Origin of the sequence: Promicromonospora aerolata, from assembly GCF_042682255.1 — a bacterium.
GTDB classification, from domain to species: Bacteria; Actinomycetota; Actinomycetes; order Actinomycetales; family Cellulomonadaceae; genus Promicromonospora; species Promicromonospora aerolata.
Window position 1 is genome coordinate 669,771 of the sequence record NZ_JBHUHF010000001.1, and the last position, 11,934, is coordinate 681,704.

At 67.5% G+C, this 11,934-nt stretch carries 13 protein-coding genes; 5 read left to right on the forward strand and 8 right to left on the reverse strand.

Annotated elements, in window-relative coordinates; genetic code table 11:
* Positions 1–18 precede the first annotated feature (18 nt).
* A complete protein-coding gene (locus tag ACFSL2_RS02960) occupies positions 19–690 on the reverse strand; it encodes a CPBP family intramembrane glutamic endopeptidase (protein WP_377196403.1) in 672 nt (223 codons plus the stop codon).
* Positions 691–1,078: 388 nt separating this feature from the next.
* Between ACFSL2_RS02960 and ACFSL2_RS02965 the strand changes: the two genes are divergently transcribed.
* The 3 genes from ACFSL2_RS02965 to ACFSL2_RS02975 all read left to right on the forward strand — a co-directional run bounded on the left by ACFSL2_RS02965 (position 1,079) and on the right by ACFSL2_RS02975 (position 3,708).
* Complete coding sequence (locus ACFSL2_RS02965; RefSeq protein ID WP_377196404.1) at positions 1,079–1,975, forward strand: CPBP family intramembrane glutamic endopeptidase; 897 nt, start codon at positions 1,079–1,081, stop codon at positions 1,973–1,975.
* A 127-nt stretch (positions 1,976–2,102) separates the two neighbouring features.
* Positions 2,103–2,840 (forward strand): MerR family transcriptional regulator, encoded by a 738-nt coding sequence (locus tag ACFSL2_RS02970; protein WP_377196405.1) that lies wholly within the window; start codon positions 2,103–2,105, stop codon positions 2,838–2,840.
* Between the two features lie 124 nt (positions 2,841–2,964).
* A complete protein-coding gene (locus ACFSL2_RS02975) occupies positions 2,965–3,708 on the forward strand; it encodes a GOLPH3/VPS74 family protein (protein ID WP_377196406.1) in 744 nt (247 codons plus the stop codon).
* Between the two features lie 101 nt (positions 3,709–3,809).
* On the opposite strand, the gene ACFSL2_RS02980 is transcribed toward ACFSL2_RS02975, so the two are convergent.
* Entirely contained in the window at positions 3,810–4,745 is a 936-nt protein-coding gene (locus ACFSL2_RS02980) for a cold-shock protein (protein WP_377196407.1), read from the reverse strand.
* A gap of 85 nt (positions 4,746–4,830) precedes the next feature.
* A complete protein-coding gene (locus ACFSL2_RS02985; protein WP_377196408.1) occupies positions 4,831–5,184 on the reverse strand; it encodes a TraR/DksA family transcriptional regulator in 354 nt (117 codons plus the stop codon).
* Between the two features lie 281 nt (positions 5,185–5,465).
* On the opposite strand from ACFSL2_RS02985, the gene ACFSL2_RS02990 reads away from it, so the two are divergent.
* Positions 5,466–6,575, forward strand: coding sequence for a sulfotransferase family protein (locus ACFSL2_RS02990; protein WP_377196409.1), 1,110 nt, complete (start codon positions 5,466–5,468; stop codon positions 6,573–6,575).
* Positions 6,576–6,723: 148 nt separating this feature from the next.
* Here ACFSL2_RS02990 and ACFSL2_RS02995 read toward each other — a convergent pair whose 3' ends face one another.
* The 4 genes from ACFSL2_RS02995 to ACFSL2_RS03010 all read right to left on the reverse strand — a co-directional run bounded on the left by ACFSL2_RS02995 (position 6,724) and on the right by ACFSL2_RS03010 (position 10,603).
* Positions 6,724–7,239: a hypothetical protein gene (locus ACFSL2_RS02995; RefSeq protein ID WP_377196410.1), complete on the reverse strand. Its 516-nt coding sequence runs from the start codon at positions 7,237–7,239 to the stop codon at positions 6,724–6,726.
* A gap of 135 nt (positions 7,240–7,374) precedes the next feature.
* The gene (locus tag ACFSL2_RS03000) at positions 7,375–8,127 is read right to left on the reverse strand and encodes an SGNH/GDSL hydrolase family protein (RefSeq protein WP_377196411.1); all 753 of its coding nucleotides are present in this window, start codon (positions 8,125–8,127) and stop codon (positions 7,375–7,377) included.
* A 112-nt stretch (positions 8,128–8,239) separates the two neighbouring features.
* Positions 8,240–9,076 (reverse strand): AraC family transcriptional regulator, encoded by an 837-nt coding sequence (locus ACFSL2_RS03005; RefSeq protein WP_377196412.1) that lies wholly within the window; start codon positions 9,074–9,076, stop codon positions 8,240–8,242.
* 75 nt (positions 9,077–9,151) lie between these two features.
* Entirely contained in the window at positions 9,152–10,603 is a 1,452-nt protein-coding gene (locus ACFSL2_RS03010; RefSeq protein ID WP_377196413.1) for an MFS transporter, read from the reverse strand.
* A gap of 89 nt (positions 10,604–10,692) precedes the next feature.
* On the opposite strand from ACFSL2_RS03010, the gene ACFSL2_RS03015 reads away from it, so the two are divergent.
* On the forward strand, positions 10,693–11,544 hold the full coding sequence (locus ACFSL2_RS03015) for a helix-turn-helix transcriptional regulator (RefSeq protein ID WP_377196414.1): 852 nt from the start codon (positions 10,693–10,695) through the stop codon (positions 11,542–11,544).
* A gap of 54 nt (positions 11,545–11,598) precedes the next feature.
* Here the strand turns inward: ACFSL2_RS03015 and ACFSL2_RS03020 are convergent, their stop codons facing one another.
* Complete coding sequence (locus ACFSL2_RS03020) at positions 11,599–11,931, reverse strand: hypothetical protein (RefSeq protein WP_377196415.1); 333 nt, start codon at positions 11,929–11,931, stop codon at positions 11,599–11,601.
* Positions 11,932–11,934: the final 3 nt, after the last annotated feature.

Genomic DNA, 11,934 nt, shown 5'->3' on the forward strand with positions numbered 1-11,934 from the left:
CGGTAGGGCTGACCTGCTTCAGCCGAGCGTCTCACTCGTCAGGTTCGGGTTCCGCCTTCGTTCCTTCACGAGGAGTACCACGGCTACGACAACGCCGGCGATCCCAAGAAACGGGGCAGCAAGTCCGGCGTAAGGAAGGCTCGACGAGAAGGTCGAGAAGTCCCACAGACCGTGCAGGAGCATGGCAGGAACCAGCGACCCCGTCGAGCGGAACGCCAGGTAGTAGACGGATCCAAGTCCGAACTGGATGACGACCTGGAGGAACGCGAGCGCACCGATGCCGAAGAAGAAGTTGGGCAGGTGCAGCAGCGAGAACAGGGCGGTGGAGAGGAACCAGACGCCCACCTCGCCGAACCGGCTGCGCAGCGCGACGAAGAGCTGACCGCGCGCGACCACTTCTTCGTTGAAACCTACCAGGATGCTGCCGATGATGAGGAGGATCCACATCGTCATCGTCACTCGGGAGAACTCACCGAACACCAGATTGAGGATCGCCACCGCGGCCATGATTGCCGGCATAACGGCAGCACCTCTCGGGAGCCGATTCGTCTCCCGTAGTGATGGTCGCCACCATCCGAAGGCCGAGATGACGATCAGAAGTACGACGAGACCTCCGGCGAGGGGCACCACGTACCAGCTCAGCAGAGTTTTCTCGCTCTCCCCGACGCGGGCGTAGTCGATTCCGTTCACGATCCAGATGGCGTAGAAGACCGCGAGGTAGGCGATGAATGCCGAAAGGCCCAGCCAGGCCCGCGGACGGACGCGCAGGGCCGTGGTGCCAGAGCTCGTGTGCATGATGGCACTGAAAACCATGTTGCCTGCACATGGTCAAGTCGGAAACTCCATCAAAGTCCTCTTGGCCCGGCAATTTGGTAGAACTCCGGGTTGGTGACCACTGGATGACGCTTGAGGATTCAGTGGCTTCGGAAGCTGGTCGAGAAACGCCGCAGTCCGCGGGCAGACCTTGACCGTGTCCCGGCAACACGGTGTCGACTGACGGCCCGGGACAGGAAATGGAGACGTGCCAATGACCCCTGCAACATCAAGAATCCGGAGTCCGAAGCCCATTCCACCGGGTGTGGAGTACCACCGGGTGCTCGCCGGGGAGAAGCGACGGATCGGTCGCGGCCTGCTCGCCATCCTCCTCCTCGTTGGAGGCATGTTCGGCGCAATCCAGGTGTTCTACCTTCTGGCCGTCTGGATCGACGGGTTCTTCCGCACCGAGCCACAGGCGCTCACTCCGCTGACGATCGGGGCCGGCATGGCCGCCACCGCGCTGCTCATCCCGTGGAGCATGCTCATCCAGCGCTGGCTCTACGGCGTGCGCGGCCCGTCACTGCACTCGGTCGTATCCCGCTTTCGCTTTGACCTCTTCGGCCGCGCGCTGGCGGTCATCGTGCCTCTCTTCGTGATCGCGCTCGCCGTCACCGAGTATCTGGAACCCCGCGCGACTGCCGTGTGGTCGCACAGCGACCTCATCGCCTGGTTCGTCGTGGTCGTGCTGCTGGTACCCCTGCAATCAGCAGGAGAGGAGTACGGTCTGCGTGGCCTCGTCTTCCGCATCGCAGGGAGCTGGGTGCACGCGCGGTGGGCGTCGCTCATCCTGGGCATCGTGGTTTCCGGGACGGTATTCGCTGTGATCCATACCGCGGGCGACCTGTGGTGGCACGTGTTCTACGTCGTTTTCTCTGTCTCGACGGCCCTTGTCACGTGGCGCACCGGGGGAGTGGAGGTCGCCGCGGTCATGCACGCTGCCTACAACGTCATGACCTTCACGTTCTGGTTCATCCTGCACGCCGACCTCACCGACAGGTTCGATCGGTCGGCCGGCGCCGTCACCCCGGCGCTGCTCATCCCGAGCAGCCTCGTCTTCATCGCTGTCGCGGTGGTCGTGTGGATCCGGACCCGGCACGCGGGCCCCGCGAAGACACCGGCTGCAGACGTGAGGCACTCAGGGGTCGTTCCAGGATCGTGACAGGACGTATCCCGACAGGAGGTCCGGCTCCGGTGCCTTGACACGGTGCCGACCACATAGTTTCTGCTGACACAGGTGGTCGACGCGGGTTCGCACTTGCGCCCCGTGAGCGCGGAGAGGATGGGACATGCCGTGGAGTACTCGCGAACTGGCAGACCTGGCTGGAACAACGGTGAACACGGTTCGTCACTATCACCGTATCGGGCTGCTCGACGAGCCTGAGCGGCGCTCCAACGGATACAAGCTGTACGAGGTCGGGCATCTCGTGCGTCTTCTTCGGATTCGACGCCTCGCGGACTTGGGCGTGCCGCTCTCACGGATCGGCGATGTCGGCGCTGGAGCCGATCATGCACCGGACGTTCTCCGCGACCTCGACGCCGAGCTCCAAGCGAGCATCGAACGCTTGACGACGTCTCGAGCGGAGATCGCCGCAATCCTCCGTGAAGAGTCTCCCGCGCACACGCCGGCCGGGTTCGCTTCTGTGGCATCGCGGCTGTCCGAAGCCGATACCTCGATGATCCACATCTACACACAGCTGTACGACGAGGAAGCGCTCGCCGATGTGCAGAAGATGGCTGAGGCCGACTCCGACGGTCTCAGTGCTGAGATCGACGAGCTTGCCGCCGATGCGGACGAGGAGACACGGCGGGCGCTTGCCGAGCGGCTCGCGAGGACTCTTCGACAGACATTCATCGACTATCCGTGGTTGACCGATCCTGCCGCACACCTCTCCAAGAGCGTGCTCGTCACGGCGGAGACATTCGCGGAGGCGGTGGCGGAGCTGTACAACCCAGCTCAGCTGGATGTCCTCAGCCGCGCCAACGCCCTTGCGCGTGAGCAGCCGTCCGGTGGACAGGCGGAGTAGCCGCCCGAGAGAAGTTGACCATGTTCCGACGACAGGCTCTTGGATGGCACCAGGCAGTCGCAGGGACCGACCCGGTCAATGCCGACGGTCTGACACCGATAAGGGACGAGGAAGGGATCGAGCAATGACCGAGCAACGACCCGCGCGTGCCACCGCCTCGAACGACTCTGCCACGCTCCGGCCCCGGACCCTGGCGGAGGACCTACTCCTGCTTCTCTTCCAGCCGAGTTCTGGTCGCCAGGGGAGTGCGGGGAGCATCGCCGGCGAGACCACGCTCTACTGGGTTCTCGCGGGCGCAGTGCTCGCAGACCTCGGGCTCGGCGGCCACGTTCGAACCGGCACTACGCGGATCGGCACGATGACCGTAGAGGCCGTCGCGGACAACCCACCAACCGACCACCTGCTTCGTTCGAGCTGGGAGTACGTCGCCGGCAAGTCGCGAGGTGTGCAGACCGTCCTCGCTGCGACGGGACCCGCCTTGCGTGAACCGTTGCTGGACCGACTCGTCGAGCGCGGAGACCTCCGCCGCCGCACACAGAAGGCACTCGGCCTGTTCCAGACCTCAGTGCTCCTGGAAGGAGACACCGGCCGCCGTGACGGCCTGCTCGCCGAGGTCCGTGCTGTGCTCGTCGACGGCGCGGAGCCCACGGAACGCACCGCGGCGCTCGCAGCGCTCCTTTATGGCAGCGGAACTCTGCCTCAGTTCGACCGCGACATCCCCTGGACCTCCCCGGTCATCGCCCGCGCCGAAGAGCTCAAGGACGGCAGCTGGGGAGCGGACGCTGCGGCAAAGGCCGTGGCGCGCACCGTCACCGCGGCCATCGTGAACAACGTCATCATCGCCGCGGCCGTTCTACCTCGCGGATAGCCGACGAGGTCCAGGTCTCGCTCCCACGTGGCGCACCTGGCACTCAAGTGAGTGCGCATCCGCCTCGGGCACCGCGTGGCTGCCGACGCCGTGACGGCACCTCACATCAGTTCGACACTGTCGGCCTGCGGCCCCCGGTCACTCTGACGCACCTTGAAGCGGACCCGGTCCCCCTCCTCCAGGACCTCGTCGCCCCGCACGACGGACACGTGCACGAACAGGTCCGCACCCCCGGCATCGGGGGTGATGAAGCCGAAACCGCGGTCCGCGTCGTAGCGTGCGACAGTGCCCTCGCCTCCGCGCACAGGCCCGCCCGATGCCGCGGGACGGCTCGACCGGCCACGTTCCGTGGCCGCGCGCGCACTCCCGGGGCCACGCACGAGCTGCACGTTGCGGGCGTTGGGCCCCTTGTCGCCGTCGACGACGTCATACGTCACGCGTGCACCCTCGGAGAGCTCGGTCAATCCCGAGCCGAGCGCACTGACGTGGACGAAGATGTCCTCGTCACCCGAGTCGGGAGCGATGAACCCGAAGCCCTTGGTGTCGTCGTACCAGGACACCGTCCCGCCCGCGCCATCCGAGGGCCCGGCATGCCGGGCGGCCTCCGCCCCGAGCGGTAGGAGGTGGTCCGCCTGCGGCCCCTTCTCCCCGGCGACGACGAGGAACGCCACTCGCTGCCCCTCCGAGACCACGCCGCCCCCGACGATGGCCGAGCTGTGCACGAAGACTTCGTCACGACCGCCGTCGGGCGTGACGAAGCCGTATCCCTTGGCCGGCTCGTACCAGATGACGGTGCCGAGCACGCCGACGGGCGTGTCCGCAGCCCGGTCGCCCGTGACCCGGACGCGGCGTGCCTGCGGGCCACGGTCACCCTCGCCCACCTCGAACTCGACGGCCTGCCCCTCGCGGAGCATCTTCGGTCCGTCGTCGCCGAGGATCTCGGACGCATGCACGAACAGGTCCTCGGCCTCGTTCCCGAGGTCGATGAAGCCGAACCCTCGGTCGGCATCGAACCAGCGGACAGTTCCCTGGGGCACCTATGACTCCTCGTCTCGGCAGACATTGCTGTTGCCCAGTGTCCCTGACAGAGCCCAGTGTCCCTGACAGGACTGAGCGGTCGGGTCAACGACCGGCGGTAGCGCAGGCGATGCACGTGCGGGCCGTGGGCCGGGCCAGCAGGCGGTCAGGTGCGACTGCTTGTCCGCAACGTTCGCAGTAGCCGTAGCTGCCGGCCGCGATCCTCGCGAGCGCCGCGTCCACGTCGACCAGGTGGTTCCTGGCCGCAGCGAGCAGCGTGCTCGCCTGGGTGCGCTCGAACGCGATCGTCGACCCTTCGGGATCGTGCTCGTCGTCGGACGTGGTGAGCTGTGACGCCTCCACCATCGAGGCAATGTTGCCGGAAAGTGAGGAGATCAGGTCGGCCGTGCGCTCGCGATCGGCGATCAGCAGCCGACGGATCTCGGTGATCGGAGGCATTCTCCCGCCGCCTTCCGCACGGATCTCGGGCCTTGGCTCTTGCAGGCTACCGTCGACGGTCGTGCCAGCGACCCAGGCCACCGGAGTGACGCTCCGGGTATGGCTGGCGGTGTCCGTTATGCACCAGACTGTGGTGACTACCCGACAGACGTAGTGACCACGAACAGAGGAGAGTCGTGAGCCGTACCTCACGCACAACCCGAGTCCTGAATGCTGTGCTGGCCGTTTCCGCAAAGGGTCAGCAGGACCCCGCAGGGTCCTGGGCAAAGGCGGTCGCGCAGGTGGAGAAGAAGGCAGGTGCCCAGGACCGGGCGTTCGCCGACGATCTCGGCAGGATCATCGACGGAGCGGCCGAGATCCCGCGGCTGTCGCCGTTGGGCTGGTTCCTCATCTTCAACGAGGTCCAGGGGAAGTACGCCAACAGGCTGCGGGTCAACCGTGTGCTGTCCGAGAACCCGCAGGTTGCCGACGAACCGATCACGGCACCGGTGTTCGTGTGTGGGATGCCGCGCACAGCGACGACTCTGGCCCACCGGGTCCTTGCAGAGTCGCCCGACCATCGTGGCCCGCTGGCGTGGGAGCTGTCGCACACGGCTCTGCATGATCCGCGGACGGAGCGGAAGGTGATCAGGCAGCTCGGCCAGGCTCTTTCGCTCATGGAACTGGTTGCTCCCGGCCTCCAGGAAAAGCACCCGACCTATATCGACCGGCCGGAGGAGTCGGTGCTCTTCTTCGCACACGGCGCCCATTGGCCGCTCCAGCGCGGGCCGATGCCGTCCTACAGTGCGTGGCTCGCCGACCAGGATGTGCGGTCGGAGTACGAGTACCTGAAGCTGGGGCTGCAGGTGCTCCAGCACGGGCGCGAGCGCAAGCGGTGGGTGCTGAAGTATCCGGGGCACCTGGGTGACATGGACACGATCAGGCACGTGTTCCCGGACGCCACGTTCGTGTGGACCCACCGCGATCCGGTCACGGTCATCGGTTCGTTCGCCAGCCTCTTGGAGACCCTGCAGATCATGGTCCTGCACGAGGTGGATCCTGAGGCGATCGGACGAGCCGCGTTGGATCATCTGGTCAGCCAGGTCCAGCGCGGCCTGGAGACGCGGATGAGCCTGCCGCCGTCCTCGGTCGTGGACGTGCCGTACCACAAGCTCAGTGCCGACCCCTTCACAGAGGTCCCTCGGCTGTACTCGGCGATCGGGGCGACGTGGACGACTCGCGACGAGGAGCATCTGGCCGAGGTCATCGCCAAGCCGAAGGGCGCTCCCTCGCACCGGTACGACCTGTCCCGCTACGTGGACCGCGCCGAGGTCGAGGCCGCGTTCGCGCCGTACAACCGCATGTTGGACCGGCTCGACATGCGTGACGCCGCCCCGGCCGTCGAGCTGTGACACGAGGGGCGTGATCGCCTCGGCTGCCCTGCGCTGCGGGCCGCCGAGGCGATCTGCCGCATCACCGAGCGCATGGGAGTGGTCACGAGGTTGGTGCCGGCCCGTCGACACTGGTGCCCATGGACGTCAAGAAGCTCAGGTGGCGCGCTCATCGCGTTCCCCGAGCGGTGCGCCGCTGGTAGGAGGACGTGACGGCAGCCAGGAGCGGCGCCCATGCGACGAGCGGCAGGTACAGGAAGCCGACGAGGAGCGCCCCGGTCGTGGTCATGTCATCGTGCGGCAGCGTCCACCACACCACGAACGGGGTCCAGATCACCGCGGTGAGCGCGACGCCGGTCCAGGCGACGGCGAGAACGAAGCGACGCGGAAGCGGCCGGCCGCGCAGGACCGGCGACCACCGCGGGACCTCGACGGGCCGGGACCGGACGAGCGCGAGCGTGAGCAGCGCGGCGACCTCGGCCAGGACGCTGAGCGCAATCATGTAGGCCGGTCCCCACACGGTGTCGCCGACCAGCGCCGCGCGACCCTCGTCCGTGTAGCCGAGGTTCGCGCCGAGGGCCACGCCGATCCGCCACAGGCTTGACGGCAGCACGACGAAGGTGACGGCGTGCGCGGCGAAACGAGACCAGCGGGGAGCGGGGGCGAGGGCGGTGAAGGTCGTCATACGTCGAGGATGCCGCCGGTGGCAGGTCTGGAACCTCCCGTTGCTGGGTGACCCCGATCCCCCATGCGGGGGACAGGGTCTCCCGCCGCCTCCGCGCGGCTAGGCGCCAACCGACCGGCCGGGCGCCGGAACCGGCTACGCGCCCTGGGGCAGCAGACCGGCGTCGATGACCTCGGCGATCAGGGCGGCGCCGCGGCTGTTCTGGTGAACGTGGTCGGTCGTGAGCACGAGACCTCGCCGCCGCGAGATCGAGTCGAGGCTGCGGCGCAGCACTGCGTGCTGGACGAGGACACCGACGGTCGCTTCGGGCCTCACCTCCACGTATGGAATCGGCGGCGGGTCGGCTTGGCGCAGCTCCTCGGTCTGGCGTTCGTGGAGCGGAAGGTATGCCACCTCGTTGGCGGCGGCGACCTCGGCGATCATCCGGCTGTGCGCCTGCGATGCCTGTGCCGCTGCTCCGTCGAGCTGTTGGCCGAGCACCGGGAGCGACAGCAGACCGATCGTCGCGTCGGTCTCCGTTCGCAGCCGTGCGACGACGGCTCCCAGGCAGTGTTGGAACCAGCCCGCGGACGGGCGCTGGGGGAGCCGTTTGCGCTTCATGGCCTGCTCGACGGGATAGCCGGCAAGGCTCGACCGGGCGTCGTTGGTCCCGATCAACACGGTGATCACCTCGGGTGGGTTGGTGACGACAGCATCGAGGCGCTGCAAGAGGTTGTAGGCGAAGTCGCCGTTGGTGCCGAAACGGGCAAGCTGCACGTCACCGGGAGGGCGGCGTCGTTCGAGAAGATCCAGGTAGTCGACGCTGAACTGCGCGCGGGTGAGGCTGTCGCCGAGGCACGCGATGCGTGTCGTCACGGCGCTTCCTCCGGGCTGGGCGTGCCGGTCCATGGCATTGCGTTCGCGGTTGCCGGATGTCATACCGAGGATCGTCCGCGACAGCGGTTGGGCAGTCTTGAAGAAAAGGGAAGAGAGACCGACGCGACGGGGAGACGGTTGGCTGCTACCCGGCTCCGAGGAGGACTTCGCTGCGACGCCAGACCGTCGGCGATCGGCCCGTGAACTCGCGCCAGTCCCGCACGAGATGGGACTGGTCGGCATAGCCGGAGACGGCTGCCACATCGCCCCACGGGAGCGGGTCCTGCGCCGCCGCCAGCTCGTGCGCGTGCTCGAAGCGCAAGACTCGGGCGAACGTCTTCGGCGACAGGCCCACCTCACTGCGAAACCGCTCGGTGAGGTACCGACGGCTCCAGCCGAGCTCTGCGGCGACCGCACCGACCTGGACGCAACCCCGCGCGGCGACGAGGCGGCCCCACGCCTCGGCTACCTCGGGGCGTACCGAGCACACCTGGTCGCTGTGAGCGCCACGGCCGACAGCTCGGAGGAGCACATCGTCCAGCACGGTGAACCGCGCCGCCCATGTGGCCGCCGACCGGAGCCGGTCGACCAGCTCGACGGCAAATGCTCCGAGAAGCTCGTCGAGTGTGACCAGTCGGAGGGCGAGCTCTGCGGCGGGCATGCCGTAGATGGCCCGAGCCCCGAGCGGTGTCAGCGACACCTGAACACCGTGCTGGCGTCCGTCGTGGTGAATCGCGACGGACCGGCGCATCAGGCCGCCGGCCACGCTGCTGAACCGGGTGACCGGTGACCCGTCGCCAACGCCCGCCGCCACCTCCAAGGGATCTGACAGGCTGATCACCGCAGTGAGCGCGCGGCTCGGCGGGCCGCAGTGCACCCCTGCGGGGAGCCCGCGGAGGTCGAAGCCGACATACGAGTCGACGTACTCCTGCAGGACGGGCGCCGGACGGGCCATGATCCCGGCGGCCGTGTGGTCCTCCATCTTCAGCAGTGTACGAGCCACCCCGCCCGGGAAGTCCACCATCCAAGTACGGATCACCGCTCCGGGACTCGATGTTCAGCGGCGCGGGAGGGTTCGTGCGCAGAGCACAAAGGCCACGGCGAAGACGGCTTGCACGATCATGCTGATCGCGAGCGCGGTCGTGTAGGTGCCGCTGACAGGGCCGGTTGCGTCGGAGATACCGGCCGCGAGGAGGCCTCCGGCGGCCGCGACACCGAGGCCCATCGCTGCTTGCTGTGTCGTCTGGATGACGCCGGACGCTGCCCCGGCGAAGGCAGGGGGTACATCGGCGATCATGGCGCCGACGAGGGGGCCGAACATGAATGCCTGGCCGACGCCGACGCCGATGAGCAGCGCGGCAAGACTCCATGAATTGAGGCCGGCACCCTGAACGAGTACGGACGCCGCAGTGATGGTGAGCAGTGCGGCGTGGATGATGCCGCCGGCGATCAGTACACGGCGGAAGCCGAAGCGAGGCGCAAGTTTGCCCGACCAGAGGGAGACGATGAAGAAGCAGACGGCGAAGGGAAGGAGCACGAGTGCGGCATGCATCGGGGTCCAGCCCAGGCCGGTCTGCGTGGTGAGGGCGTAGACGAACGTGAAAGCGCCGAACGCGGACTGCAGCATGAGCGCCATCACGAGTCCGAGGCGGTAGGAACCGAGGCGGAAGAGCGGCGGGGGCACCAGCGGGACCCGGTCTCTGCGGTGCAGACGGTGCTGCCGCCGCCAGAACGCCGCGAACAGGAGGGGCACTGCGACGAGGAGCACCCAGCACCACACGGGCCAACCGAGGCTCGCGCCTTGCGAAACAGGAATGAGGAGCGAGAGCAGCGCGGCACCCAGGAGGGTAGTGCCGGCCAGATCGAGGGACTGGCGCGACGGCGCGCTGGTCGCGGGAACCCAGCGCAGTGCAGCGAGGAAGGCGGGGGCACCCATCACGACGCTCATTGCGAAGACCGTGCGCCATCCCGCACCGAAAAGGGGTATGGACAGCAGCACTCCGCCGAGGACCTGACCGATTGCGGTCGCGCCGCCTGCCGTGGCCCCGAACAGCGCCACAGCCCTTGCCCGCTCGCGTCCGTGGGTCGAGGCGGTGATGGTCGCGAGAACTTGGGGCACCATCGCGGCGGCGGAGATCCCGGTGAGGGCACGCGCGGCGATGAGGATCGTGATCGTCGGGGCGAGGGCCGAGACCAGGGAGAGGAGCGTGAACGCCGCCATTCCGAGGAGGAAGAGTCTGCGTCGCCCGTAGAGATCGCCGAGGCGTCCGCCCATCACCATGGGTACGGCGAAGCCGAGTGAGTAGGCAGACACCACCAACGACTGCTCCCCGGCGGAGGCCCCCAGCGATGCCCCGATATTGGGCACGGCGATCCCGGTGGCCGCGAAGCTGACCACTGATACCAGGAGGGCGGAGACCGTCGCCAGCAGACCGCGAAGCCCGAGCGTCGGCGCCGAAGGGGTAGGTGTGGGAACTGAGCCGGTATCCGGCGCGGAAGTTGTGGTCACATTGCGAGGTTGCTGGAGGACAGATCCTGGTACCAGGAGCCAGATTATGGGGGTACTGGCTGAACCAGGCTGAGAGAGGAACGGGACGCATGGTGAGCGAGACTGGTCCGTTGCCCGTGAAGCGGGAGCTCGGGGCGTTTCTGCGCACCCGGCGAGAGCGCTTGACGCCGGAGGCGGCGGGGCTCCCTTCCACCGGACGACGTCGCACCCCGGGGCTGCGTCGTGAGGAGGTCGCCGTGCTCGCCGGCGTCGGGGTGACTTGGTACACGTGGCTCGAGCAGGGACGCCCGATCAACGTGAGTACGCAAGTACTGACAGCAGTGGCCAGGGCATTGCAGCTCGATGACGCGGAAACCCGTCACCTTCGACGGCTTGCGGGCGTCCGCACTCCTGTCGTAGAGCCAGTGGTGTGCGATCCGACCCTGTTGGCGGCATTCCAGCCGATCCTCGACAAGTTGGATCCTTATCCGGCGTGCGTGCAGACCCCCCTCTTCGACGTGGTGGCCTACAACCGCGCCTACCGGCATCTCTTCACCGATATGGATGCGATCCCCGCGTCGGATCGAAACTGCGCCGTGCAGTTCTTCACCAACGAGACCTGGCGAAGCCGGTACGTCGACGCAGATATCGTCGCCCACCGGATGGTCGCCCGAATGCGCACGACGGCTGGACCCGGGACGGAGCCGGGCGACGCGAGCGTGATCGACCGACTCCTGGAGCAGTCCGAGGAGTTCGCGGCCCTCTGGGAACGCCACGACGTCCTCTTGCAGCACTACGAGGAGAAGCGTCTGCACAGTCCGCTCGTCGGTGCCCTCCAACTCAGCTTCGTCTCCACCGACATCGCCGACAGCGGCCACCGACTCACCGTGATGACCCCGCGAGACGAAGACACCTCACAGAAACTCGAAACGCTCCTCCGCATGCATGACGGAGATGCATGACCTTCGCGGGAACGGCTGTCCACCAGGACCATCTACCAGGACATTCCCTAGTCCTCAGGTTTGCGGACCGTCGCCTCGCTCCGCGCGCTCCTCCGCGATGAGGCGTCGCTGGTTCCTGTTGGCTGCGGCCGTGCCGACCGCCATGGCGACCGGTGGCAGGAAGCTCCACCCCGCCCCGGGCGGCCACGCGGATCCGTCGAAGAGGGAGAGAATCCACGACAACGCGAGGAGCGCCACCCCGGCCTGCAAACCGAGCACCAGGCCCTCCTTGAGCGGATAGATCGGCCTGCGCATGTCCGCCCTGACCCAGTCACGGTACTCGGAGCCAAGCCTGGCCTGCAGAAAGTGGTAGGCGAACTGGAGCGCGACGCTCGGACGAGGGCCCATGGC